General features: G+C 64.2%; 28 protein-coding genes and 1 pseudogene. 5 read left to right on the top strand and 24 right to left on the bottom strand.

What is annotated here, in order from left to right:
• Positions 1 to 39: 39 nt before the first annotated feature.
• The 3 genes from QY325_04680 (at position 40) to QY325_04670 (ending at position 2,801) form a co-directional block, all read left to right on the top strand.
• Positions 40 to 2,268, top strand: coding sequence for a TonB-dependent receptor (locus tag QY325_04680; GenBank protein WKZ67222.1), 2,229 nt, complete (start codon positions 40 to 42; stop codon positions 2,266 to 2,268).
• A gap of 101 nt (positions 2,269 to 2,369) precedes the next feature.
• Positions 2,370 to 2,531, top strand: a complete 162-nt coding sequence (locus tag QY325_04675; protein WKZ67221.1) for a hypothetical protein — start codon at positions 2,370 to 2,372, stop codon at positions 2,529 to 2,531.
• Between the two features lie 126 nt (positions 2,532 to 2,657).
• On the top strand, positions 2,658 to 2,801 hold the full coding sequence (locus tag QY325_04670; protein ID WKZ67220.1) for a hypothetical protein: 144 nt from the start codon (positions 2,658 to 2,660) through the stop codon (positions 2,799 to 2,801).
• A 4-nt stretch (positions 2,802 to 2,805) separates the two neighbouring features.
• On the opposite strand, the gene QY325_04665 is transcribed toward QY325_04670, so the two are convergent.
• From QY325_04665 to QY325_04645, 5 genes are read right to left on the bottom strand one after another with little or no spacing between them, the layout of a single operon-like run.
• Positions 2,806 to 3,537, bottom strand: a complete 732-nt coding sequence (locus QY325_04665; protein ID WKZ67219.1) for a shikimate dehydrogenase — start codon at positions 3,535 to 3,537, stop codon at positions 2,806 to 2,808.
• The gene (locus tag QY325_04660; GenBank protein WKZ67218.1) at positions 3,534 to 4,499 is read right to left on the bottom strand and encodes a DUF368 domain-containing protein; all 966 of its coding nucleotides are present in this window, start codon (positions 4,497 to 4,499) and stop codon (positions 3,534 to 3,536) included. The genes QY325_04665 and QY325_04660 overlap by 4 nt, the downstream gene beginning before the upstream one ends.
• 2 nt (positions 4,500 to 4,501) lie before the next feature.
• Positions 4,502 to 4,816, bottom strand: coding sequence for a rhodanese-like domain-containing protein (locus tag QY325_04655; GenBank protein WKZ67217.1), 315 nt, complete (start codon positions 4,814 to 4,816; stop codon positions 4,502 to 4,504).
• A gap of 58 nt (positions 4,817 to 4,874) precedes the next feature.
• Positions 4,875 to 5,675 carry a phosphosulfolactate synthase gene (locus QY325_04650; protein WKZ67216.1) on the bottom strand — a complete coding sequence of 267 codons (801 nt, stop codon included), beginning with the start codon at positions 5,673 to 5,675 and terminating at the stop codon, positions 4,875 to 4,877.
• Complete coding sequence (locus tag QY325_04645) at positions 5,672 to 7,012, bottom strand: tetratricopeptide repeat protein (GenBank protein ID WKZ67215.1); 1,341 nt, start codon at positions 7,010 to 7,012, stop codon at positions 5,672 to 5,674. Before QY325_04645 ends, QY325_04650 begins: the two co-directional genes overlap by 4 nt.
• A 226-nt stretch (positions 7,013 to 7,238) precedes the next feature.
• Between QY325_04645 and glmM the strand changes: the two genes are divergently transcribed.
• Positions 7,239 to 8,645 carry a phosphoglucosamine mutase gene (gene glmM, locus QY325_04640; GenBank protein WKZ67214.1) on the top strand — a complete coding sequence of 469 codons (1,407 nt, stop codon included), beginning with the start codon at positions 7,239 to 7,241 and terminating at the stop codon, positions 8,643 to 8,645.
• 14 nt (positions 8,646 to 8,659) lie between these two features.
• Positions 8,660 to 9,811 (top strand): cysteine desulfurase family protein, encoded by a 1,152-nt coding sequence (locus tag QY325_04635; GenBank protein ID WKZ67213.1) that lies wholly within the window; start codon positions 8,660 to 8,662, stop codon positions 9,809 to 9,811.
• 99 nt (positions 9,812 to 9,910) lie between these two features.
• Here the strand turns inward: QY325_04635 and QY325_04630 are convergent, their stop codons facing one another.
• The 19 genes and pseudogenes from QY325_04630 to thrS all read right to left on the bottom strand — a co-directional run bounded on the left by QY325_04630 (position 9,911) and on the right by thrS (position 24,472).
• Positions 9,911 to 10,282: a DUF1801 domain-containing protein gene (locus QY325_04630; protein ID WKZ67212.1), complete on the bottom strand. Its 372-nt coding sequence runs from the start codon at positions 10,280 to 10,282 to the stop codon at positions 9,911 to 9,913.
• Positions 10,283 to 10,287: 5 nt separating this feature from the next.
• On the bottom strand, positions 10,288 to 10,749 hold the full coding sequence (locus QY325_04625) for a GyrI-like domain-containing protein (protein ID WKZ67211.1): 462 nt from the start codon (positions 10,747 to 10,749) through the stop codon (positions 10,288 to 10,290).
• A 2-nt stretch (positions 10,750 to 10,751) separates the two neighbouring features.
• Entirely contained in the window at positions 10,752 to 11,141 is a 390-nt protein-coding gene (locus QY325_04620; protein ID WKZ67210.1) for a DUF1801 domain-containing protein, read from the bottom strand.
• A 6-nt stretch (positions 11,142 to 11,147) separates the two neighbouring features.
• Positions 11,148 to 11,624: an SRPBCC family protein gene (locus QY325_04615; protein ID WKZ67209.1), complete on the bottom strand. Its 477-nt coding sequence runs from the start codon at positions 11,622 to 11,624 to the stop codon at positions 11,148 to 11,150.
• A 25-nt stretch (positions 11,625 to 11,649) separates the two neighbouring features.
• Positions 11,650 to 12,072, bottom strand: a complete 423-nt coding sequence (locus tag QY325_04610; GenBank protein WKZ67208.1) for an SRPBCC family protein — start codon at positions 12,070 to 12,072, stop codon at positions 11,650 to 11,652.
• A 22-nt stretch (positions 12,073 to 12,094) separates the two neighbouring features.
• Entirely contained in the window at positions 12,095 to 12,520 is a 426-nt protein-coding gene (gene arr / locus QY325_04605; protein WKZ67953.1) for an NAD(+)--rifampin ADP-ribosyltransferase, read from the bottom strand.
• Positions 12,503 to 12,922, bottom strand: a pseudogene (locus tag QY325_04600) (SRPBCC domain-containing protein). Before QY325_04600 ends, arr begins: the two are co-directional and overlap by 18 nt.
• Positions 12,923 to 12,972: 50 nt before the next feature.
• Entirely contained in the window at positions 12,973 to 13,452 is a 480-nt protein-coding gene (locus QY325_04595) for an SRPBCC domain-containing protein (protein ID WKZ67207.1), read from the bottom strand.
• A gap of 4 nt (positions 13,453 to 13,456) precedes the next feature.
• Positions 13,457 to 13,747, bottom strand: coding sequence for a hypothetical protein (locus QY325_04590; protein WKZ67206.1), 291 nt, complete (start codon positions 13,745 to 13,747; stop codon positions 13,457 to 13,459).
• Between the two features lie 122 nt (positions 13,748 to 13,869).
• The gene (locus tag QY325_04585; GenBank protein WKZ67205.1) at positions 13,870 to 14,202 is read right to left on the bottom strand and encodes a metalloregulator ArsR/SmtB family transcription factor; all 333 of its coding nucleotides are present in this window, start codon (positions 14,200 to 14,202) and stop codon (positions 13,870 to 13,872) included.
• Positions 14,203 to 14,399: 197 nt separating this feature from the next.
• Positions 14,400 to 17,285 carry a GH92 family glycosyl hydrolase gene (locus QY325_04580; GenBank protein WKZ67204.1) on the bottom strand — a complete coding sequence of 962 codons (2,886 nt, stop codon included), beginning with the start codon at positions 17,283 to 17,285 and terminating at the stop codon, positions 14,400 to 14,402.
• Positions 17,286 to 17,374: 89 nt separating this feature from the next.
• Positions 17,375 to 18,274 (bottom strand): ROK family protein, encoded by a 900-nt coding sequence (locus QY325_04575; protein WKZ67203.1) that lies wholly within the window; start codon positions 18,272 to 18,274, stop codon positions 17,375 to 17,377.
• Entirely contained in the window at positions 18,271 to 19,650 is a 1,380-nt protein-coding gene (locus QY325_04570; protein WKZ67202.1) for a sugar MFS transporter, read from the bottom strand. Before QY325_04570 ends, QY325_04575 begins: the two co-directional genes overlap by 4 nt.
• Positions 19,651 to 19,707: 57 nt before the next feature.
• Positions 19,708 to 20,259, bottom strand: a complete 552-nt coding sequence (locus QY325_04565; GenBank protein ID WKZ67201.1) for an NADPH-dependent FMN reductase — start codon at positions 20,257 to 20,259, stop codon at positions 19,708 to 19,710.
• Positions 20,260 to 20,334: 75 nt separating this feature from the next.
• Entirely contained in the window at positions 20,335 to 20,967 is a 633-nt protein-coding gene (locus tag QY325_04560) for a hypothetical protein (GenBank protein WKZ67200.1), read from the bottom strand.
• A 160-nt stretch (positions 20,968 to 21,127) separates the two neighbouring features.
• Positions 21,128 to 21,472, bottom strand: a complete 345-nt coding sequence (gene rplT / locus QY325_04555; GenBank protein WKZ67199.1) for a 50S ribosomal protein L20 — start codon at positions 21,470 to 21,472, stop codon at positions 21,128 to 21,130.
• A 104-nt stretch (positions 21,473 to 21,576) separates the two neighbouring features.
• Positions 21,577 to 21,768 carry a 50S ribosomal protein L35 gene (gene rpmI, locus QY325_04550; GenBank protein WKZ67198.1) on the bottom strand — a complete coding sequence of 64 codons (192 nt, stop codon included), beginning with the start codon at positions 21,766 to 21,768 and terminating at the stop codon, positions 21,577 to 21,579.
• Positions 21,769 to 21,812: 44 nt separating this feature from the next.
• Positions 21,813 to 22,331, bottom strand: coding sequence for a translation initiation factor IF-3 (gene infC / locus QY325_04545; GenBank protein WKZ67952.1), 519 nt, complete (start codon positions 22,329 to 22,331; stop codon positions 21,813 to 21,815).
• A gap of 197 nt (positions 22,332 to 22,528) precedes the next feature.
• Positions 22,529 to 24,472: a threonine--tRNA ligase gene (gene thrS / locus QY325_04540; GenBank protein ID WKZ67197.1), complete on the bottom strand. Its 1,944-nt coding sequence runs from the start codon at positions 24,470 to 24,472 to the stop codon at positions 22,529 to 22,531.
• Between the last annotated feature and the right edge of the window lie 130 nt (positions 24,473 to 24,602).

The raw sequence follows: 24,602 nt of genomic DNA, 5'->3' as shown, positions 1-24,602 counted from the left end.
AAAATTAGATATGTCTAAAAATGGGATTACCTTCGCCGCATGTTCCGGTGGGCCGCCCTCCTTCCCTGCCTCATCCCGGTGTGGGTATCGGGCCAATGCACGGTGCGCGGCACGGTGCGCGGCCCGGAGGGCCCGGTGCCCTTCGCCAGCATCGCGCTGGAGGGCCGGTCGCGCGGCACGGCGGCCGATGCCCAGGGCCGTTTCATGTTGGAGGCGCTTCCCTGCGGCCCGGTGCGCCTGGCGGTGAGCGCGGTGGGCTACCGCAGGCGCTCGCTCACGGTGCAGGCGGCCGATGAGGCGGCGGTGATCGTGCTCGAACCCGCGGCTGCGGAGCTGGAAGAGGTGGTGGTGTCCGGTACCATGGCCCCTGTGTCGCGCGATGCCAGCCCCGTGCCCGTGGAGGTGATCACGCCTGCGCTCTTCCGGAAGAACCCGGGGCCTGCGTTGCTCGATGCCGTGGGGATGGTGAACGGCGTGCGCCCCCAACTGAACTGCAGCGTGTGCAACACCGGCGATATACACATCAACGGCATGGAGGGCCCTTACACCCTCGTGCTCATCGACGGCATGCCCATCGTGAGCGGGTTGAGCACGGTGTACGGGCTGAGCGGCATCCCCACCAGCCTCATCGAGCGCGTGGAGGTGGTGAAGGGGCCGGGCAGCGCCCTCTATGGCAGCGAGGCCATGGGCGGCATCATCAACGTGATCACCAAGGACCCCGTGCTGGCCCCGCGCCTCAGCATCGACCTGATGACCACCTCGTGGCAGGAGCACCACACCGATCTGGGCTTCGCACTCGGCAAGGGGAGGCTGCGCAGCCTCACGGGCATCAACAGTTACCTGTACGACAAGGCGCGCGACGAGAACAGCGACGGCTTCACCGATATCACCCTGCAGAAGCGGTTCTCCATCTTCGAGAAGCTCACCCTGCAGCGTCCCGACAAGCGGCTGGCCAGCCTAGCGATGCGCGTGGTGGGTGAGGACCGCTGGGGCGGGGAGATGGACTGGGCACCGGCCTTCGCCGGGGGCGACAGCATCTACGGCGAGACCATCGCCACGCGGCGCTGGGAACTCATCGGCCAGTATCAGTTGCCGGTACCTGGGCAGGTGATGCTGCAGGTCTCGGCCAACGGGCATCATCAGGACAGCTGGTATGGCACCACGCCCTACGATGCCGTGCAGCGCGTGTTCTTCGGTCAGCTGTACTGGAGGCACCGCCGTGCCGCTCGGCACCATATGCTCGCAGGCCTGGCGTACCGGAGCACCTTTTATGATGACAACACCCCGGCCACCGCGATCGGCGAGGCACCACAGGTACGAAACAGCCCCGAGCGGCGGCCGTTGCCCGGGATCTTCCTGCAGGATGAGTGGTCGGTTACCGACCGGAGCGTACTGCTCATGGGTTACCGCCTCGATCACGATCGCGACCATGGCCTGGTGCAGTCACCGCGTCTCGCGTACAAGTTCGCGCCCTCCGGCCGGTTCACCCTGCGCGCGAACGCGGGCACGGGCTACAGGGTGGTGAACCTCTTCACCGAGGACCATGCGGCGCTCACGGGCGCGCGTAAGGTGGTAATCACCGAGGACCTGCTGCCCGAGCGCTCGTGGAACGCAACGCTCAATGCCGTCCGCAAGTGGACCGGGGAGATGCGCTCCATCGGCCTCGACGCCTCCCTCTTCTTCACGCGCTTCAGCAACCGCATCCTGCCGGACTACGACACCGACCCGGACCTCATCCTGTACCGCAACCTCGACGGCCACGGGATCGCGCAGGGCATCAGCCTCAATGTGGAGGCACGCCTTGGCCGCGGCTTCAGGGCCAATGCGGGAGCCACGTGGATGGACGTGCACACCGTGGAGGGCGCCAAACGTGAGGACCAGTACTTCGCGCCGGGCTGGCAGGGCACTTTCGCGTTGAGCCAGGAGCTGCCGCGCCGCCTCAGCGTCGACCTGACCGGCCAGTGGTACGGCCCCATGCGCCTGCCGGTGCAGCCCAACGACTTCCGTCCGGCGTATTCGCCATGGTATACGCTGATCAACCTGCAGGTGAAGCACCGCCTCAACAATCGTCTTGAGCTCTACGGCGGGGCGAAGAACGTGCTCGACTTCGTGCCGCAGGACCCGTTGATGCGGCCCTTCGACCCCTTCGATCGGTCGGTTGATGACCAGGTGGCGAACCCGCACGGCCACACCTTCGACGCCTCGTACATGTACGCGCCCCTGCAGGGCCGACGCTGGTTCCTCGGGCTGCGCTTCACGCTGGATTGAGGACCGGGAAGCGAACCGTTCCGCGCCCACGCGGGTTGAGGTTCCGGAATTGGCGCCTGCCAACCCTTCAGCCACGTCACCCCTCCACCTACCTTCACCCCATGTTCCTCAAGCGGCTGCTCTATTACCTGAACCCCGCCACCCTGCTCGGTAAGAGCAAGGCCGACTTCAACCTGCGCTTCATGCACGGGATCAACCGCATCAGCATCCTGCTCTTCCTGTTCTGCATCGGGGTGATGGTGGTGCGCGCGCTCTCACGCTGAATCCTCGCCATGACCGAGGAGGCCTTCATCCGCTTGAATCGCCGGCAGCGACTCGAAGCCGTACGCGCGCAGGGCGAACACCTCGGATCCCGCAGGCATATCGGCCACTGCGTTCACCTCTATCGCATGGGGCCCGATAGGGGGGCGGGCTTCTTCTGCGAGGTATGGATACGCCTGGGCTGGAACCAGGTGGAATGGATAGAGGTGGCCCGCAATCCGCATGTGCTGAGCGAATACGTGGACCTGAAATCGCGGCGGCTCGAAGGCTGACCGGTCAGGGATTCCAGAACCGCCAGGCCTCTTCGGCTTGCGCCTCCAGCATCGCTTGGCCATTGGCGGTAACTGCCCCGCGCGCACGCCCCGCCCGTAGGAACGCGGTCTCCGGCGGATTGTACACCAGGTCGATGAGGACATGATCCGGGCCGATGGCCGCGTAGGGCAGTTCAGGCCGTTCTTCCGTTGCGGGGTACATGCCCACCGGCGTGGCGTTGATGATGAGCTTGCACACGTCCACCACGATGGGCTCCAGCAGGTCGTAGGTGAGGTCGCCGCGCTGTGCGCTCCGGCTCACCGCCCTGAACCTGATGCCCAGTTCCTTGAGCACATACGCCACCGCGCGGCTGGCACCTCCGGTGCCGAGCACCAAGGCGCGCGGCCGTCGCTCCCCCAGCAGTGGAAGCAGCGTGCTTCGGAATCCCGCCACGTCCGTGTTGCGGCCCACGAGCCGGCCATCCTCGATGCGGATGGCGTTCACCGCGCCAACGGCGGCCGCCAACGGGTCAAGGCCATGCAGCAGGGGAATAACGGCCTGCTTGTACGGGATGGTCACATTCAGGCCGCGGAGCCCGGGCGTATCCCGGACCAGGACCGGCAGTTCCTCGATGGAACTGAGCTCGAAGAGGTCGTAGCGATGGTGGGCAAGGCCCTCGCGGGCGAACTTCTCCGTGAACCAGCGCTGGCTGAAGGAATGGGCGAGGGACTTGCCGATGAGGCCGTACCGGATCATGCGCGGGGCGGTGCGAAGCGCTCCAGGAATAGGAGCAGCGCCGCGCCCAGCAACGCAAGGAGGGCGGCTCCCAGTATGTTCGGGTCCTTCGCGGTCACACCCAGCAGGCGGTCAATCTCGGTGAGCGTGGCATAATCCCCTGGCCAGACATTGCGCGTGAGGAAGGGCTCCAAGTGCTCATCGGGGCCGCCGGCATGCACCACGCGGGTACTCACCACCTCCTTCCACGGCCAGATGATGGTGAGCGAACCCAGCAGGAAGCCTGTAAGGGTGGAGACGGTGAGGTCGTGGTGGCGCTGGAACATCCAGTTGAGCAGGCGCGAGAAGGCGGCTAGCCCGAAGAGGCATCCGGCGGCGAAGACCACGATCACCGGCAGGTTCAAGGTCTTCAGCGCGGTCATCACCGGCAGGTAGGCGCCCAGGAGCAGCAGGATGAAGGAGCCGCTGATGCCGGGCAGGATCATGGCGCAGATGGCGATGGCACCGGCGATGAAATAGAAGAGGAGGCTGTCGGGCGCGGTGCCAGCGCTCATGAGCCCGATGCCCACCGCGATGGACGTGCCGATGATGCCTCCCACGACGGGGCCGGTTCCCCACTGCCTCACCAGCTTCCCGCACAGCCACACGCTCACGGCGATCAGGCCGAAGAAGAAGCTCCAGATGAGCACCGGCTCGTGCTGAAGCGCCCAGGTGATGGGACGCACCAGGAGCAGGATGCTGGTACCGATGCCGGCCACGAGGGTGAGGAGGAAATCGCCGTTCACCTGCCGCCAGGCAGCCTTCAACCCTTGCCGCCGAAGCACGGTCAGCGTATCGGGACCGATGGACCGGATGGAGGAGAGGAGTTCCTCATAGATGCCGGAGATGAAGGCGATGGTCCCGCCCGAAACGCCGGGCACCACGTCCGCAGCGCCCATGGCCATTCCTTTCAGGTAGAGCTTGATGCGTGAGCGCAGGTCCATGTTCAATCGCAATGGAGGGCTTCCACCTCGGCTGACCACGCCTGGATGCCCCCCTTGAGGTGGAGAAGGCCGCTGAAGCCGTATCGCGACTCGAGGGCTTGAATGACCGCCGCCGCGCGATTGCCGCTGCGGCAATGCAGGATGACCGGGACATCCGTGCGGATCTCAGCACGGCGCTCGATCACCTCGCCCATAGGAATGAGCGTTCCGCCGATGCCGCAGGCCTCGGCTTCGTATGGCTCCCTGACGTCGATCAATTGATGGGGCGTCCCCTCGGCACGCAGGCGTTTCAGCTCTTCGCAGGTGATCTCCTTCATTCGGATGCGTTTCGGGCCGGTTTAGCCGGCCGATGGATTGGGATGCCGGTGCATGGAGTCAGGACTCGCTCTTCACCTGTCGCAGCTTCTCCGCCACGGATTCCGGCAGGTATTGGAAGAAGGTGTCGCCGCGCAGGCCCAGTCGGAGGGTCTCCAACGCAATCACTTCGTCGCTTGCGATGTTGCCCAGATTCACATTGGCGCCCAGCTGTTTGATGAACCATACCTGCTGCGACTTCTGCGGCGCTTCCCACAGGATGTCCTTGGCCGCCACCTTGGCCAGGATACGGCTCACCAGCTGGGTATGGGCGTGCCCGCTCGGCCGATAGATGCCGACGGTTCCGCTCTCGCGGGCCTCGGCAATGACCTTCCAGCTGCCGGCGTCGAGCTCGGACCGCATCATGGTCACCCATTTCGAAGGGCTGATAAGGATGCCGCTCTCCTTGCTGCCCACTTCGCTGAGCACAGTGAAGTGCTTGGCCAGCTCGCTGATGTACTTACACTTCTCCTTGGCGGACATGCTGATGGACCCATCACTGACCTCCACCGTGTCGAGCTTCAGCTGATCCACCAGCTTGCGGTAGTCCTTGTATTGACCGCGCGCCACGAAGGCCTCGAAGAGCGTGCCTCCGAGGTAGACCCTGATTCCGGCATCTTGGTACCGCTTGACCTTCTCCTTCAGCTTGGGGGTGATGAAGGACGTCCCGAAGCCGAGCTTCACCAGGTCCATCAGCGCACCGCTGCTTTCAATGAGGTCGTCCACCTGCCGCAGGGACAGGCCTTTATCCATCACCATCGTAAGTCCCTCATCGCGCGGCTGCTTCGTCCGTACGGGGATGTGCGACAAGGTGTAATTCATTGCTTGTAGAGTTCCAGCAGGTGTATCACCTGCGGCATGGCCGCCGCCTGTGGATAATGCTCAAGCAGCTGGCGGTGCCCGGCGTATTCGGCCATAAGGGCCTCCTCCAGCTCAAGCAGCGCCTGTTGCTCCTGGCCCAGCCGGAGCAGGTAGCTCACCAAGCGGTACCGGTAGCGGGGATGGAGCTGATGGACCTGTGCACCTTCCCGCAGCTTCTTCAGGGCTGCTTCAGGCCCTTTCACGGTCAGCAGCAGGTCGGCGTGGTCCAGCCATCCATCGAGGTTCTCGGGCTCCAGCGCATTGAGCCGGGCATAGGCCGCCAATGATTCCTCGTAGCGCTCCGCGCGCCCGAGGGCATTGGCGAAGTAGAACCAGGCATCGCCATGATCCGGTGCGAGCTTCACAGCCACCTCGAGGTCCTTCACGGACTCGGCCAAGCGCCCTTGCATGTCCTTCACCACGCCGCGCCCGATCCAGGCATCCACCCAGTTGGGGTCGAGCGCCAGAGCCTGGTCGTAGTGGATCAGTGCCTGCTCATAGCGCTCCATCTTCTCATAGCACTCGCCGATGTAGCTGAAGGTGACGGCCTGCGGCCCTTCGTTGGCCAGTGCCTCCTGGTAGCAGTCGATGGCCTGCTGGTACTCGCCCATCACCAGCAGGTTGCGGGCCTTGCTGAACAAGGCGGAGGTGAATCGCTCATCGATCGCGAGGCAGAGGTCCAGCGCTTCATTGCTCTCGGCCAGCCGGTCGAGCCGCGCCAGCGCGTTGCCCAGGTTGAACCAGGCCACGAAGCTGTAGGGGTGCTCGTTGGTGAATTGGCGGAAGTAGGCCACCGACGCCTGATGCGCATCCGTGAGCTCGAAGCAATAGGCGAGCTCGTACAGCGCCGCCTCGTTCTCCGGATTGATCTCCAAGGCCTCCTTCAGGTGGGCGATGGCCTGCTCGTGGGCGTTGAGGTTCTCGTACTCGAAGGCAAGGTCCACCAGGATCTCGTCACGGCCCTCATCCGCGAGGTCGAGCGCTCGTTTGTAGTGCTCCACGGCCCGGCGGTAGTTCCGCAGCTGGCTGTAGATCCCTGCCTTGTGCAGGTGCACCTCTTCATTGAAGGGCTCCAGCTTCCCGATGGCATCGAGGACCTCCAGCGCCTTGTTCAGGCGTCCCAGGTTCATGAGCACCACTGCTTCGCTGAACATCAGGTCCAGCGATCCAGGATGCTGGGCCTTCGCGAAGTCGAGCACTTCTTTCGCACGCCGCGGCTCGTTCTCCTCGAGGTAGTGGTCGATGATGAGCTCGAGCTCCTCCACATCGAAGTAGGCCTTCCCGTTCCGGGCGATCATGTCCTCGTACCGTTGCACGCAACCGCGCTGATGGTCTCGGTCCGGCAGGGGGGGCGTTCCGTCGTTCATGGTTGGGCCATGCGGCCTTGCCGCACAAAAATAGCGGAACGCCTGCGGGGGCGCCCCGCTGCGCTGACGCTTATGAACAGGAAGGCGTGCATGCGGCTGACCCTCAGCCATCCGCGCCACCATTCGAGCCGGTAGTTTTGCAGCCACCACTCCAACCATGACCCTCATCCGCTCCATCTCCGGCATCCGCGGCACCATCGGAGGCGCTCCCGGCACTGGGCTCACCCCCCTCGACATCACGCGGTACACCGCGGCATTCGCGGCGCTCATGCGCAAGGGGCGGACGCATCAGGCGAGGCCCTTGATGGTCCTGGGAAGGGATGCCCGGATGAGCGGCCCCATGGCAGCCGAACTGGTGCGGGGAACGCTGATGGGCATGGGCATCGATGTGGTGGACCTGGGTTTGGTCACGACGCCCACCGTGGAGATGGCCGTGCCGGGCGAAGGCGCCATCGGGGGCATCATCCTCACCGCCAGCCACAACCCCTCCCAATGGAACGCGCTGAAGCTGCTGAATGCGCGCGGCGAGTTCATCAGCGCCGCTGAAGGTGCGGAGCTGCTGCGCATCGCGGAGGAGGATGACTGGAGCGCAGCCGGGGTGGAGGAACTCGGAACCGTGCGGAATGATGGCACATGGACCCGCCGCCACATCGAGGCGATCCTCGCTCTCGACCTGGTTGACGCGGCCGCCGTGGCGAGCAAGGGCTACCGGGTGGTGCTCGACGCTGTGAATAGTGTTGGCGGCATCGCGGTTCCGGAGCTGCTTGAGCGGCTAGGCGTGGAGGTGATCCGCATCCATTGCGAGCCTGATGGCCGGTTCCCGCACAACCCCGAGCCGTTGCCGGAGCACCTGGCCGACCTGTGCGGGGCCGTTGTCCGTGAGAAGGCCCACCTGGGCATCGCGGTGGACCCTGATGTGGATCGGCTCGCGCTGGTGTGCGAGGATGGCAGCCTCTTCGGCGAGGAGTACACCCTGGTGGCATGTGCCGACCATGTGCTGGCCCACCGCACGGGGGATACGGTGAGCAACCTGAGCAGCACGCGGGCGCTGGACGACATCGCCGCCCGCCATGGCCGGAAGCGGCACGCCAGCGCCGTGGGCGAGGTGAACGTGGTTGAAACGATGCGCGCCGTGGGGGCAGCCATCGGCGGCGAGGGCAATGGCGGCGTCATCCTCGGCGAGCTCCACTACGGCCGCGATGCGCTCGTGGGCATCGCCCTCTTCCTCACCGGGCTCGCCAGGAGCGGCAAGAGCGCCCTGGGGCTGCGCCGTTCCTACCCCGACTACTTCATCAGCAAGAACAAGATCGAGTTGGAGCCGGGCATGGATGTTCAGGGCCTCGTGGACGCCATGGCCGTTCGCCATGCCGCACAGCCGCATTCCACCGTGGATGGCCTCCGCATCGAGTTCGGGACCACCTGGGTGCACCTGCGCCGCAGCAATACCGAGCCGATCATCCGCATCTACGCCGAGGCCGCCACCATGGCCGAAGCCGATGCCCTGGCCGGCCGGATCATCAACGAGCTACGCGGGATCGCTGCAACCACGGCCCCTTCCCGGTAACTTCGCCGGCCCTCATGGAACGCATCTACCTGGACAACGCCGCCACCACGCCATTGGCCCCTGAGGTCTTCGAGGCCATGGTGCCCTACCTGCGCGACCACTTCGGCAATCCCTCGGCCATTCACTCCTACGGGCGTGCCACGCGCGCTGCGGTGGAGCAGTCACGAAGGGCCATCGCCAGGCTCCTGCATTGCGCTCCGGGCGAGATCATCTTCACCAGCGGCGGCACCGAGGCGGACAACATGGTATTGCACGGAGCCGTGCGCGACCTGGGCGTCAAGCACATCATCACCAGTGCCATTGAGCACCATGCGGTGGAACTCACGGCCCACGCCATCGGCGATGCCGGTACCGCCGAGGTGCACTGGGTGAAGCTCGAGGCGGACGGCAAGCCGGACCTCGGACACCTGGAGAACCTGCTTAAGGACACCCAGGGGCAGGGGGTGCTCGTTTCGCTCATGCACGCCAACAACGAGATCGGAACGCGCATCGATCTGCATGCGATCGGCGGCCTTTGCCATCGTTACGGGGCGCTCTTCCACAGCGATACCGTTCAGACGATGGGCCACTACCGCTTCGATCTGGAGTGCACGCCTGTGGACTTCATCACCTGTGCCGCGCACAAGTTCCATGGCCCGAAAGGCACGGGGTTCCTCTACATGCGCAGCCGCGCCGGCCTGAAGCCGATGATCCTCGGGGGCTCCCAGGAGCGCAACATGCGCGCCGGCACCGAGAACATCGCGGGCATCGTGGGACTGGCGAAGGCGATGGAACTCGCCTACGAGGACCTCGAAGGCCATCACCGGCATGTGCAGGGCCTGAAGGCGCGCATGATGCAGCGCCTTCAGGCGGAGATACCGGGCGTGGGGTTCAATGGCGATCCGGGCGAGGATGCGCTCTATACCGTGCTCAACGTGCGCTTCCCTGACGACGGCCGCAGCGAGATGCTGCTCTATAACCTCGACATCGAGGGCGTGGCCTGCAGCGGCGGGAGCGCCTGTAGCAGCGGCAGCAACAAGGGCAGCCATGTGCTCGCCGCCCTCTATCCCGAGCGGCCGGGCGCGAACATCCGGTTCTCCTTCAGCCGATACACCACCGTGGCAGAGGTAGACAGGGCTGTTGAAGTGCTCAAACGTGTGCTGCAACTGGAGCCCCTGAAGGCCTAGCCAGGCTGCTCTGGCCTGCGTGCGTGGGCAGCGTAAAACGACCAGGGGGCGATGCACTGTCCTGTGCGTCGCGCCGGATGTAACTGGAACGGTTGGTGGTCATCCTTTCCCAGGGGCGTGAGAAGGCCATCGTGCCTCGATATCCGCGGCCTTCGATTGCACGATGGCGTTCACAAGCCCGGCAGGCAGCGGTTTCTCGGGCGTGAATCGAACGGCTCCCTTGCTGGTCTTGAATCCCTTGAGGTCCTCCTTGAATGCGGCTGGAACGTTGCCATAGAGCGCGCAATGCTCCTTTGCCGCACCGATGTACAGGAGCGGATGCCCGCGGTACCTGAATGCCGGCATGCCATAGCCGAAGTGCTCCTCGATCCCGGGCAAAGCGCTGAGGATCTGCTTGCGCAGCGCTTGGAGGGCTTTGCGCTGGGCCGCGGGAAGCCGGATCAGGTAGGCCTCGATACGTTCCATGGCCATGCTCGTCAGGCAATCACCCAGTTCAGTTCCGTGAGGTAGTCCTTCGGATGCTTCACCTCATCGGGGTTGTTCAGGTAACGCTCATAGAACCGCCCACTCTCCGGAAGCTTCTGCGCGCGCACCCAGTCCTGCATTGCTCGCCAGGCATCGCCGAGCCGCTCGTATGGACCCTGATAAACAGCCCGCACGACCTTTCCTGCGGGCAGGGCGCTGTTCTTCACACGGCCTTTCTCCTGAACAGGCTTCACCACGGGAAAGCCGATCTCGAAGTCGAAGGTGTCACTGGGACGGCGATGGTGATAGCTGAACATCGGCCCGGCGGGCTGTTGGCCCTGTTCGCCCAGGAGCACGATGACCTCCTGGATGGCGGGATCCATGTGCTGGGGCATCTCCATGCTTGGAATCACCAGGTGAATGGTGGCGGCAGGCTGCTCGGTGGTGGTGACGATCTCGGGTGTGGTGATCATGGTCAGATGAGCTTGACCCAGGCGCTGATGATGGCGCGCAGGGCGTTCTTGTTCGAGGTGATGTCCGTTGCGTTTCGGAAAGCGATCCGCGCGCGGTCGGTTCCAAGCCATTTGATCAGGCCTTCCGGATCGGGGATCCGGTCCTTCAGGACGAGGCCTTTGGCCTTGGCGCCCGCATGCAGGATCAGCATCGGTTCCTTCACCTGCTTCGGGCCGTTCAGCGTAGCGAACCACTCATGGGTCCTGAAGCTGGCCGTGTTCCATTTCACACCCTCCTCGATCGACCTGTCGACGCCGAGGATGATGCTGCGCAGCATGTCGATCTCCTTGCGCAAGGGGTGATCGTGCGCATCCAGCAAAGCGTTCACGGCAGGGTCGAAGCGGGCGTTCATGATGGATCAGCGTTGCAATAGGAACCGATCGAGGCGCTGGTAGCCGATCTCCATCCCGTCACCCAATTCCGCGGCAAGTACACCATCGCGTGCCGTCGGTGACTCATATTCAACGGTCAAGGTCATCAAGGTCCTTCCGCCCTCTTCGGTCAGCACCATCGTTCCCACGGCCTCGCCGGGATACCACGCTTGGTCGAACTTCTCCGTGGTCACGAGGCGCTCGGGCCGGACTATCTCCTTGTACATGCCGCCCATGCCCATCTCCTGTCCGTCGGCATTGCGCCACACCCATCGGTAGGTGCCGCCCACCCGCAGGTCGATCTCGCACAGCACAAGCGTCCAGCCGGTCGCGCCATGGAACCAGTTCAACATCATGTCGGCCGTGGTCATCGCATCGAAGACCACGGTGCGCGGTGCCAGGAAGGTGCGCGTGATGCGGATCGCGCTATCCCCGTGGGGAACGATCTCGACCGTGATGCTCATGAGGTTCGTGATGTAAGGTGATGCGTCACGCCTGCGCTTCCGCATACGCTTTGAAGCGGTCCAGGATGGCCTTCCAGCCGGCCCGTTGCATCTCCACCGGGTTCTGCGATTCCGCATCGAACGATTCGGTCACCATGGTGCCGCCGTCCTTCCCCTCGAACAGGATCTGGCAGGTGCGGCCATCGCTCATGGTGTCGGCGATGCGCCGATGGAGCTGCACATCATCGTACACCCCGGCGAAGTCGAAGCTGAAGCTGCCATCCTTGGCCGCCATGGTGCTGCTGAACGATCCGCCCATGCGCAGGTCGTTGCTGGCCTTGGGGCAGTGCCAGTCATCGCTTGCGGCGTTCCATTGGGTGATGTGCGCGGGATCGGTCCAGATCCTCCAGACGTCGGCCACGGGTTTATTGACGTGGGCGGTGATCGTGATGCGGGTGGTGGTGCTCATGTGCGGTCCGGTTTGTGGCCTCCTAATCCTCAATGGCTTCAATGCCCTGCTCCTTCAAACGTGCAAGGTGGGCCTTCATGGCCTGGAGTTGTTCGGGGGGGTGGCCTTGCCATTCCGTTACTTCGCCCACCACGCGCAAGGCGGCCTTGGTGCGGTAGGAGCGCGTCGGATTCCCCGGGAACTTAGTGTCCGTGAGGTTGGGGTCGTTCTCGAAATGGCCCGTGGGTTCCACGATGTAGATCCGGCCACGCCCTTCGCCCTGGGCCAGCTCTGCACCCCATGTGGCGGCATCCAGGGTGGCGGTCAGGTACACGTACTTGGCGGTCTTCTGCTGGCCGTAGTTGGAATTGAAGCCGGGCTCTATCAGATCGCCCACCCGCAGATCGGACTTCGTGCCGTGGTAGAAGGTGGTGTTCGCGAAGATCTCCTCCAACTGCTCCAAGCCCATCGTGAAGCCTTCCCGAAAGCCCATTTGGATGATCTGCTCCAAGGCTTCCGATGAGTCGAAGCTCATGTGGATGCGCACCAATGTGCCGCCTTCATGCGCACTGAAGTGGTTCCTCCAGTGCGTGGCCGGCTTCATGGCGTTGGCCACACCCTCTTCGCTGCAAAAGGCGTCATGCCCGGTGAAGTGGCTTTTCGGCGTGATGGTCTCGTACTGGAAGTAGCACCAGTGCCGGTCGCCCTGCGGGCCTTCCATGCAGTAGAGCCACTTGCCTCCTTCGCGGAAGTCGAGCGACTTGATGATGCACCGGTAAGGCGCAGGCGCCCACCACCGGCAAAGGATGGCCGGATCGGTCCATGCGCTCCACACCAGGTCCAAGGGCGCAGCGAAGGAGCGCTCGACCATGATGGACCTGTCCCCCTTGGCGACGATGAAGTTGAAGAGGGCTTGCTTGCTCATGGGATCTGCACCATTAATGTGCTCGTGTACTTGTCCAAGTGAGCCAAGGTCTGTTTTCCGCCCTCTATCGCACCGACATGCTCCACCACGTAGTCCCGTGCTTCCTTGGACGCAAAGAGGGTCCGAAGCGTCACCAAGGTTCCTCCGTTCTGCTCCTCGAAGCGCAATTCGGCCTCGAACTGCCTGGGGTTCTCGGGATCGCCGTGGTCATAGGCCAAGCGGCTGATCGGCTCGATCTCCCGGTAAGTGATCAGGTTGGGCCAGACTTTCTCGTCCGGACCGGTCATGGTGTACTCCCATACACCGCCCACGCGGAAATCCATGCGCAGGGTGCGGTTGGTGAAGCCGTCAGGCCCCCACCACAGATCGATGTGCCCGGGTTCCGTGCACGCCTTCCACACCAGGGCTTGCGGTGCGCGAATATGGCGGGTGATGATGATCTCGCGATCGCCGATGAGTCGTGCTGCTGATGCCATGGATTCAAGGTATAACCACGTCCGCAAGCGCATAGAGCAGCTCCTCCCAGCGATCGGCATAGCCGGCATCGATGAGCATGGCGCGTGTCAAGGGCTCGTGCGGTGTGATGGTGAGTTGGAGCAAGGTGATGGGGCCATCGTCGCTTAGCAGCAATTCGATTCCGGCGGAGTGGATTCCATCGGTGACATGCGCGCGGATGGAGGCGGGAACGACCTGCGCAAGCAGCACCATCCGGGCATTCGGCGGGAGCGGCAGCCAGCGTTCGCGCAGTTTCGGCTCCAACCAATGGCGCATGATCCATTCCGGCGAGGCGTGGTAGGCTCGATGGAATACCAGGCCTGAACCACCACACTGACCGGAACGTGCATGCCTCAGGGAGGCCACTGGCTCGTCGATCAGCAGTTGTTCCAGCCGCATCATTTCCGTGGTTTCTTGCCTTGCAGCTCCATCAGGTATGCGTCCAGCCGATCGAAACGTGCTTCCCACAGCGCCCGGTACTGCTCGATCCACGCATCGGCCTCCTTCAGCGGCTCGGCCTTCAGCTCACAGGGCCGCCACTGCGCTTCCCGTCCGCGTTTGATCAGCTGCGCGCGCTCCAACACCTTCAGGTGCTTGCTCACCGCAGGCAGGCTCATGTCGAATGGTGCCGCCAGTTCGTTCACCGAGGCAGGTCCGCTCACCAGGCGCGAGAGGATCGCTCTGCGTGTTGGGTCCGCGAGCGCGGAGAAAGTGAGCGAGAGTCGATCCATGCTGTAATGAAAGGACAAACATATTAAACCAATGGGTTAAATACAAGCGCCATTTTCCCTCTACTGAAACCGGAGGCGATGGAAGTGAAGCAGGTGAGGGCTGCCAGCGCCATCCTTGAGCCAACCACCAATTCAGCCTATGCTATCCCTTGAGGAACCGAATTGCCGCTTGCGGAGGAGTGTGCCGCCGATCCGCGCTACGGCTCCAACTCGATCAGCACCTCATCGGCGAAGATCCAGGTGGTGCCGCCTTTGCCGGGATGCCAATCGGGGCATACGCCCGCGTTCCTGGCCGTAATGGCGATGTAGCGCACCTTGCGGCCGACCAGCGGGCGCCAGAGCTCGCGGGTGATGCTGCCTTCAACCTGACGGTCCACATCGTGGGTAACGGTGGCGCTGCTCCATTGCCGCTGGTTCGCGCTCACGCTGATGGTGACCTCGCTCGGCAGCCAGATCCAGCTCTTCTGGTCCTGCAGTACGCTGAGGCCAACGCGATTCAGCTTCTGCGGGCGGCCCAGGTCGATCAGCAGCACCAGGTCCTGGTCGCGATAGCCCTGCCATTCACCCGTGCGGAAATCATTGCCGCCGCGCACGCCGTCGATCAAGGCGTTGGGGCCGCCGGCGGCGTACTCATTGGCGTAGTTGCTTTCCAAGGTGATGGTGCGGCCGCCTTCGTAGCGGGTGTAGCGGGCGGTAACCGGCTTGGAGAGAATGCGGTTCTGCTGCCCGCGCGGCCCGCGCACCGATGCCATAGCCGTGACCGCGCAGCTCTCCTTCACCCAGAACGGCGCCTGATAGGGGCGGGGCTCACTTTCGTCGATGCGGAACTCGATGGCAGCACGTTCATCGCTACTCGTGATGGATACGAGCAGGCTGTCCTTGAAGCTCTGGCCAGCGGCCTGGATGATGGGGACGGGCGTCCATGCATCGTCGAACTCCGGAATGTAGCGGCCTGGTGATCCGCCGGGGCGCGGACCCAGCGTGAAGCGCAGCTTGCCACCTTGCCGAAGCGCATCGTGGGCGAGCGTGCGGTACGGCTCGGGCTCATTGCCTTCCCACGCGAAGGACTGCACATGCGACCGGTCGTTGCCCAGCACCTCGGTGGCCATGTGCCACCCCTTCCCGTTTCCGAGGTCGATGACGGCCTCATCGAAGATGGGCCAGCCGATCGTGTAGCTGGGGTTGCCGGGGCAGACAGGGTAGAGGCCGAGCGCGCTCCATACCAGCCAAGCGCTCATCTGCCCGCAATCCTCGTTGCCGATCAGGCCGTCGGGCGAGTCGGTATAGAAGCGCTCCGTGATCCGCCGCACGAATACATCTGTGCTGAGGGGGCGGTCGCTCAGGTTGTAGAGGTAGCTGAAGCTGTGGCTGGGCTCGTTGCCGTGCGCGTATTGGCCGATGAGGCCGGTGATGTCGCTCTGTTCGCGGCCGGTTGTCCGTGCCTTCGCGGTGAAGAGCGCATCGAGCCGCTGCGCCAACCCGCTGGGGCCGCCCGTGAGCTGCATGAAACGGTCCATGTCATGCGGCACGAAGAAGCCGTATTGCCACGCGTTGGCCTCGGTGAAATGGAAGTTCACCTCGTACGGGTCGAAGGGCTGGATGAAGCCGCCGTTGCGCCGGGCACGGAAGAAGCGCGTATCCGGGTCGAAGAGGTTCTGCCAGTTGCGGCTGCGCGCGTAGAAGCGCTGCGCGACATCCTGCTCGCCGATCATCTCCGCGAACCTTGCGATGCACCAATCGTCGTAGGCGTACTCGAGCGTGCGGCTCACGCTCTCCGGCTCGTCCTCGCTGCTGATGTAGCCGCGCTCCTGGTAGGCCTTCAGCCCGAAATGGTCGGCCTCGGCGCTGGCCACCATCGCCTCCAGCGCAAGCTTGGTGTCGAAGCCACGGATGCCCTTCGCATACGCGTCGGCGATCACGCTCACGCTGTGGTAGCCGATCATGCAGTCGGTCTCGTTGCCCCAGAGCTCCCAAACGGGCAGCCTTCCACCCTGTTGGTAATGCAGCAGGAAGGTCCTGATCCAATCCTCGGTCATCTTAGGCTCCAGGATCGTCATCAGCGGGTGCAGCGCGCGAAAGGTGTCCCATAGGCTGAAGACGGTGTACACGTTGTGGTCGGCCTTGTGGACCTCGCCATCCATGCCGCGGTACCGGCCATCCGCATCGTTGAAGATGTACGGCGCCACATAGCTGTGGTAGAGCGCGGTGTAGAAGGCCCGTTGCTGCTCTTTGGTTCCGCCCTTCACCTGCACCTTGTTCAGCTTGGCGTTCCAGGCGGCTTCGGCTTCGGCACGTACGCGGTCGAAATCCCAATGCGGCACTTCGGATTCGAGGTTCTTGCGCGCGCCCTCGATGCTCACGGCGGAGATGCCGACCCGGACGATCAGCGGCTCCGCGCCCAGGTCGCCGAAGCTGAGCACCTCCTCGGAACGCTGCGTGGCATCGATCTGGTCTGCGAGCGTGCCTTGCCCCGGTCGGGCCGTGAAGGGCTTGCTGAACCGCATGCAGTAGAAGAGCCGCTGGTCCTTGGCCCAGGATGCCGACCGGCGCTCGCCGACCACCTCGTTATCCGATGCACGTATGATGCTCGAGGCCTGCAGGAAGTCGCGGTGCCGCAGGTCGATGACCACATTCGCCTCGAGACCGGCCGGGTACCGGTACCGGTGCACGCCCACCCGTGCGGAGGCCGTGAGCTCGGCCAGCACCCCATTGGCCAGCTGAACGCGGTAGTAGCCGGCATGGGCCTGCTCGTCGCCATGGCGGAATCCGGAGCGGTACTGCTTCGGTTCGGTGGAGGATGCGCCGCTCATGGGCATCAGCAGCACATCGCATAGGTCTGCGACCCCGGTGCCGCTCAGGTGCGTGTGGCTGAAGCCGTAGATGAGGCTGTCGCTGTAATGATAGCCGCCGCAGCCGTCCCAGTCGTTATGGCCATCGGGGCGCGTATCGGGGCTGAGCTGCACCAGTCCGTTGGGCACGCAGGCGCCGGGGAAGGTGTGGCCGTGGCCGCCGGTGCCGATGAAAGGGTTGACGAGGTCGCGGGCAGGGTTAAATTGTTGGGCGACACCGATGATCCCGGTCATTCCCCAGATTATGGTCGCGACCGCCCGTAGCGTCGACCCAGGGGGTCGACCTGCGGCATTGTTGGGATGCGAATGGGCAATTGTCATGTTCAAAGTGTGCTGAGAGCAGCGGCCCCCAGCAAGGCCGCATCGTCATCCGGCAAAGCAGATACCGTGAGGTCCACACGGCCCTGGTAGATGTTGAGGAGGCTGGCGTGGAAGCGTTCGCGCAGCGGGGCCATGAGCAGCTCGCCGTTGCGCGCGATGCCGCCGAAGAGCACGATGCGCTTCGGCCCCGTTGCGCACACCGCATTCGCCAATCCGATGGCCAGCCATTCCGTGGTGCGCCTGAAGCACCCCTTGGCCGCTGCATCACCGGCATTGGCCAGGTCGGCGATGGTCTTCACGTCGGTTGGCCCGGCGGCGCCGCCCTCTTCCGCATAGGTCGCAATCATGCCCCGGATGCTCACATAGGCCTCCAGGCAGCCCTTCCTGCCGCACGTGCAAACACGGCCGCCAGGGATCAAGGTCATATGCCCCAGTTCACCCGCGTTGCCCGCGCTGCCGAGCACCAGCCTGCCGTTCACGATGAAGCCGCTGCCTACACCGGTGCCCAGCGTCACTACCAGCAGGTCGTCGATGCCCTTGCCTGCACCGTAGCGCCATTCGCCCAGCGCTGCGGCATTCGCGTCATTGCCCAGCGTCGCAGGCACGCCGAGGCGGTCGCTCATCATCCGGGCAAGGGGGACATCGTGCTTCCACGGCAGATTGGGCGCCATCTCGATGATGCCCGTGAGCTGATTGGCGTTGGGCGCCCCGATGCCGATGGCTTGCAGGGGGGCATCCGCATTCGCCCGTGCCAGTCCGGCGGCCTCTTGCGCAAGGGCATCGGCAAAGGCATGGTCATCCGCATGGCCGGTGGTGCTGATGCGCGAGCGAGCCGTCACCTTGCCGTTCCGCACCAGGCCGAGCTTGCTGGTGGTGCCGCCGATGTCGATTCCCAGGATCATGCGCTGGGAGCCCGTTCGGAGCCCTTGAAGCCGTACCAGGCCAGGAAAGCGTAGCACAGGAGCGGCAGGATGAAGCTGATGTGGAATCCCAGTGCCGCGCGGCTCTCAGCGCCCAGCAAGTCGATGATGAGCCCTTGCAGCGGAGGCACCAGTGCACCGCCCACGATCATCATCACGAGCAGGCTGGAGCCCTGCGCGGTGTCATCGCCCAAGCCCTGGATCGCCTGCGTGAAGATGTTGCTCCACAGGATGGAATTGAACAAGCCGATGGCCACGATGGCCCACATGGCCCAGGCACCCTGCATGCCGATGACGGCGCCGAGCAGCACCATGGCGGCAACTGCGAATAGGCCCAGAGCCCGCGATGGATCGGGGCCGGCAAGGATGAAGGCCAGGAAGTTCGCGCCGATGAGAACGGCCATGGGCCAGGCATGCCGGAGGCCGAATCCGGTGCTCGAATTGAGCGCGGCCAGCAGCGCGAACATCGCTCCGGCCAGCAGCAGCATGCCCCCGTAACGCTTCATGCGGGATGTTCCTTTGGCAAGCGCAACCGCGCCCATGAAGCGGCCCGCCATGGCGCCTCCCCAGTAGAGGCTGAGATAGTGCTTGGCGCTTTCTTCGGGCATGGCCATCACGGACGGCAGCTTCAGGAAGTTGATCAGCAGGCTGCCGATGGCCACCTCCGCACCCACGTAGCAGAAGATGGCCACCATGCCCCAGCGAAGCTGTGGATGCCGCCATGCTCGGCTCCGCGCGGCGACCGAGGGAGGAGGCTCGGGCAGCCGGGTGACCAGGACAAGCGCCGCCTGGAGCAGGAGAAGGCCCGTGAAGGCCGCATAGGGCCACCGCACGGCGTCGGCTCCCTTGAACACCGAGAAGATGAGCGTGCCCCCGATGAGGGGCGCCAGCGTGGTGCCGAGGGAATTGAAGGCCTGGGCAAGGTTCAGCCGGCTGCTGGCGCCGGCCGGGTCGCCGATGATGGCCACGAAGGGATTGGCCGCGATCTGCAGCAGCGTGAAGCCCAGGCCGAGGACGAACAGGGCGAGCAGATAGGGACCGAACGCATGCCCGTAGGTGGCGGGCACGAAGAGCGCCGTGCCGACCGCCGATACCAGCAGACCGGCCACCACCGCACGCTTGTATCCGAAGCGTGCAATGGGGTCCACCCCGCCGAGGGAGCGCAGGTAGTAGGCCAGTGAACCCACGAAGTAGGCCCCGAAGAAGCACAGGTTCACCGACAGCGTCTGCCACCACGGCATCTCGGGGAAGACACCGCGCAGGTGCGGGATGAGAACATCGTTCATCACCGTCATGAAGCCCCACATGAAGAAGAGCGTGGTGAGCACCACCATGGGCATCGCGCCGTTCCGTTCCATTCGAAGGGGTGCCGCTTTCGCCAAAGATGATCGTTGGCGGCGAACCGCCGGCGACGATTAGGCCTCCATGCGGCGGCGCGCTTCCATGGCCCAGCTCAGTTCTTGGATCAGCTGGCCGCTGCGCTTGGCCCAGATCTCGGGATCCACCGGGGCCCCGCCCTCGTCGAAGGACTCCTGCACATGGGGGACGGGCATATGGGCCACCACCCAGGCCTTGACCTTCCACAGCGTGAACACGAGCGCGGTGATCGCCTGATTGCCCCCGAAGGAGCCGTTGCTTACCGTGCAGATGGCCACCGGCTTCCGTTTCCATTCATCCACCAGCAGGTCCACGGCATTCTTCACGCTCGCCGGGTAGCCGCCGTTGTATTCCGGCGTCACCAGCACCACGCCGTCCGCCTTCGCCACACGAGCGGCGTAATCCACCGCTTCCGGCAGGGGCTCGCGTTGCTCGCGCAAGCGTTCCCGGAAGAGCGGGAAATCGCAGGCCTTGAGGTCGATGACCTCGGCGCTATGGCCCACTGACAGGGCAGCTCGGTGCAAGTAGACCGCCACACGATGACTGCGACGCCCTTCGCGCACGCTGCCGGAGATGATCACGAGGTGCATGCGGCAAGGTATGCCCCGCGACGCCGGCAACCCTCCATGAAAGGGATACGAACCATGCACGTTGCGGCCAAGCCGTCATTCGGTATCACAGGCCTCTCGCGCCTTTCCCCAGGCGGGGCTGAAGCCGTAGGTGATGCTGCGCCCCAACCCTGCGGTGCCGGCAGAGTAGGACACCCGCAGCCAACCCGTGGACCTATGCGCGAAAGCCAACTCATGCTTCGTGAAGCCGTCCGTGGCCGATGCATCGCAGCGCTGCACCTCGCGCAGCACATGCCCGCCTTCGCCGATCAGTGCTTCGGCAGTGGTTGAAATCGCCTCCTGGGAGTTGCCGTGGACCAGCTCTGCGTGGTCGTAGCCCCGTTCATTGCCCACCAGCAGAAAGTCCCACTCCATGGCCGGCTCTTCGGCGTCAGGGCTTGCGGGCAGCACCAGGCGCACGGAGGCTGCGCGCACAAGGCTTTGCCCCTTCCGAACCGGGGCGCCGTCCTTCCACTGCACGTGCAGCGCATCGGCGATCTCGGTCTCCTGCCCCCAAGGGGCGTATGTGGCTCCCTTGGCAGGCGCAAGGCCGCTCAGCAGGGCAGCCAAGGTGGTCTGCTCCCGGCTCCGCAGCGTTTCCGGGATGGCATCTGTTGCCGCAGGTGGGGGGGCGCCGCAGGAGAGCAGAAGGAGGACAAGCGGGAGCGGAAGTTGCCGATTCGCGATCATGGGATACCGGTCGTTCGTTCATCCGACTGCACCAGCACCACCGATCGGGCGCGGGGTGCCGTGCGGCGCTGGAAAGCTATCCTGCCCGGAGCGTACGCCCAAGGCTGCACGGAAGCGAAAAGGGGCCCGAAGGCCCCTTCCCGACAGAGCGCTGCTCCGATCACTTCACCTTGTTCACGATGGCCGCGAAGGCGGCGGCATCGCTGTAGGCGATCTCGGCCAGGGCCTTGCGGTCCAGGTCGATATTCGCCTTCTTCAGCTTGCTCATGAGCACGCTGTAGCTGGTTCCGTTGATCCGCGCGGCGGCGTTGATCCGCTGGATCCAAAGGCCGCGGAAATCGCGCTTCTTCAGGCGCCGGCCGTCATAGGCGTGGGTGAGGCCCTTCTCGACGCTGTTCTTCGCGACGGTGAGCACATTCTTGCGGCGGCCGAAGCTGCCCTTGGCCATGGCGAGGACCTTCTTGCGGCGGGCCTTGCTGGCTACTTTGTTCTGACTGCGTGGCATTGTTCCACTGGTTTTCGGGCGTGAGCGTCAGCGCGGGGCTGGTCTTTGGTGCTGCACGTCCTGGTTAACGCTACCGATTGATACCCTGGAGCGATCGGGTTGGCTTACTTCAGCAGATCGAGGATCGCCTTCTTGTCGCGGTCGTGCACCAAGGCCATCTTGGTGAGGGCGCGCTTGCGCTTGGTCTCCTTCTTGGTGAGGATGTGGCGCTTGAAGGCGTGCTTGCGCTTGATCTCGCCGGTGCCGGTCAGCTTGAACCGCTTCTTGGCGCCGGACTTGGTCTTCATCTTGGGCATTGTCTGTCGTGGTTGTCGGGGCGCGATGGGTCACGCCCTCTACGTTATTTCTTCTTCTTCGGAATGAGGAACATGATCATGCGCTTGCCCTCCAGCTTGGGCATGCTCTCCACAAGGCCAACATCCTCCAGGTCCTGGGCGAACTTCAGCAGCAGGATCTCGCCCCGCTCCTTGAAGACGATGCTGCGCCCGCGGAAGAAGACGAAGGCCTTCACCTTGTGGCCCTCCTCCAGGAAGTTGCGCGCGTGCTTCAGCTTGAAGTTCACGTCGTGCTCATCCGTATTGGGGCCGAAGCGGATCTCCTTCACCTCCACGGTGCTCTGCTTGGCCTTGATCTCCTTCTGCTTCTTCTTGAGGTCGTAGAGGAACTTCTTGTAGTCGGTGATGCGGCATACCGGGGGCACGGCCGTAGGACTGATCTCCACCAGATCCAGGCCCAGCTCCTCCGCCATCCGCAGCGCTTGGCTGAACGGGTAGACGCCCTGCTCCACGTTCTCGCCGACGACGCGCACCTCGTTGACACCGTAGATCTTGTTGTTGATCCGGTGTGGGTCTTCCTTGATGACGCGACCACGGAAGGGACGACGGCCACCTCCGCCGGGAGGGCGGGGCGGGCCACTGGGACGGAACGGAGGTCCTGCCACTTAAACTGGTTTGGTTCGGTACCCGGGAAAACCGTTTCCCGGGTTTGAGGGCGCGAATATCGGCATCTTTACCTAACCATCAGCAGCTTGCGGCCGGCTCGTTGGCGGTCAGTGGGTCAGTAACGGCCCAGTTGCTCGGCTTCCCGGGCCTTCACCAGGTCAGCGAAGGCCTGGGTGGAGAGGGTGCCGATGTCGCCCTTTCCGTGCTCGCGCACCGCCACAGCGCCCTCAGCGGCCTCCTTCTCGCCCACGATGAGCATGAAGGGCGTCTTCGCCAGCTCGGCATCCCGGATCTTCCGGCCGATCTTCTCGTTGCGCTCGTCCACCGTGGTGCGGATGCCCAATTGGGCCAAGGCTGTGCTGGCAGCTTGCGCGGCATCGACGAACTTGTCGCTGATGGGCAGTACGATGGCCTGTTCCGGCGTGAGCCACAGCGGGAATCGCCCTGCGGTATGCTCGATGATCAGGGCGATGAAGCGCTCCAGGCTGCCGAAAGGCGCCCGGTGGATCATCACCGGCCGGTGCCGCTGGTTATCGCTACCCACGTACTCCAACTGGAATCGCTCGGGGAGGTTGTAGTCGACCTGGATGGTGCCCAGCTGCCACCGCCGGCCCAGGGCGTCCCTCACCATGAAATCGAGCTTGGGGCCGTAGAACGCGGCCTCGCCGTACTCCACCACGGTTCTGAGCCCGCTGGCCGCAGCAGCGTCGATGATGGCCTGCTCGGCCTTCTCCCAGTTCTCCTCGCTGCCGATGTACTTGCTGCGGTCCTCCTTGTCGCGCAGGCTCACCTGGGCCTCGAAGTGCTCCAGGCCCAGCGCCCGGAGAACCAGCAGCACCAGGTCGATCACCTTCATGAATTCCTCCTTCACCTGGTCGGCACGGCAGAAGAGGTGCGCATCATCCTGCGTGAAGCCGCGTACCCGGGCCAGGCCATGCAGTTCGCCGCTCTGCTCGTAGCGGTACACCGTGCCGAACTCAGCCAGGCGCAGCGGCAGGTCCTTGTAGCTGCGCGGCCGGCTGGCGAAGATCTCGCAGTGGTGCGGGCAGTTCATGGGCTTGAGCATGAAGAGCTCGCCCTCCTGCGGGGTGCTGATCGGCTGGAAGCTGTCCTTTCCGTATTTCTCCCAGTGACCGCTGGTCTCGTAGAGTGCCTTGCTCCCGATGTGCGGGGTGGCCACCTGCACATACCCGGCCTTCTCCTGGGCCTCCTTCATGAAATTGATGAGCCGCTCGCGCAGGGCGGTGCCCTTGGGCAGCCACAGGGGCAAGCCCAGTCCCACCCGTTCGCTGAAGGTGAAGAGGTCCAGCTCCCGGCCCAGCTTTCGGTGGTCGCGCTTCTTCGCCTCCTCCAGCAGCACCAGGTACTCGTCCAGTTCCTTCTGCTTGGGGAAGGTGATGGCGTATATGCGCGTCAGCTGCTTCCGCTTCTCATCGCCGCGCCAGTAGGCGCCGGCCACGCTCATCACCTTGGCCGCCTTGATGAAGGAGGTATCCGGGATATGCGGACCGCGGCAGAGGTCCGTGAAGCCGCCTTGTTCGTAGAAGGTAATCTCCCCGTCATTGAGCCCATCGATGAGCTCGAGCTTGTATTCGTCGCCCTTCTCCCGGAAGTAGGCAATGGCTTCGGCTTTGGGCACCTCGCGCCGCAGGTAGGCGCTCTTCCGCGCGGCCAGCTCCTTCATCTTGGCCTCGATCGCGGGGAAGTCCGCCTCGCCCAATGTGCGGTCGCCGAGGTCCACATCGTAGTAGAAGCCGTTCTCGATGGGCGGTCCGATGCCGAACTTGACCCCGGGGTACAGCGCCTCGAGCGCCTCCGCCAGCAGGTGGGCGCTGCTGTGCCAGAAGGTGGACTTGCCCTCGGGGTCGCTCCAGGTGAGCAGGTTCAGCGTGCAGTTGCCCGGCAGGGGGCGGTTGGCGTCGCATACCGCGCCATTCACCTTGGCCGAGAGCACGTTGCGGGCCAGTCCTTCGCTGATGCTCCGGGCCACGTCCATGGCCGTGGCTCCAGCATCGTATTCCCTGACGCTGCCGTCAGGGAGGGTCACATGGATTTTCATCGGTTCGCTCCGGCCACCCTACGAGCGGTGTTCCGAAGGGCGGCGAAGGTAGCCCTTAGTCCGGGCACCCACGTGCGGCTCCGGGGCGCACTTCATCACCCTGCAATTCACAGCCGACTGTTCGCAAGAT

This window comes from Flavobacteriales bacterium, from assembly GCA_030584065.1.
GTDB lineage: Bacteria > Bacteroidota > Bacteroidia > Flavobacteriales_F > PHOS-HE28 > PHOS-HE28.
The sequence above is the reverse complement of the archived record's forward strand: the minus strand, read 5'-3'. Positions and strand labels throughout refer to the sequence as shown.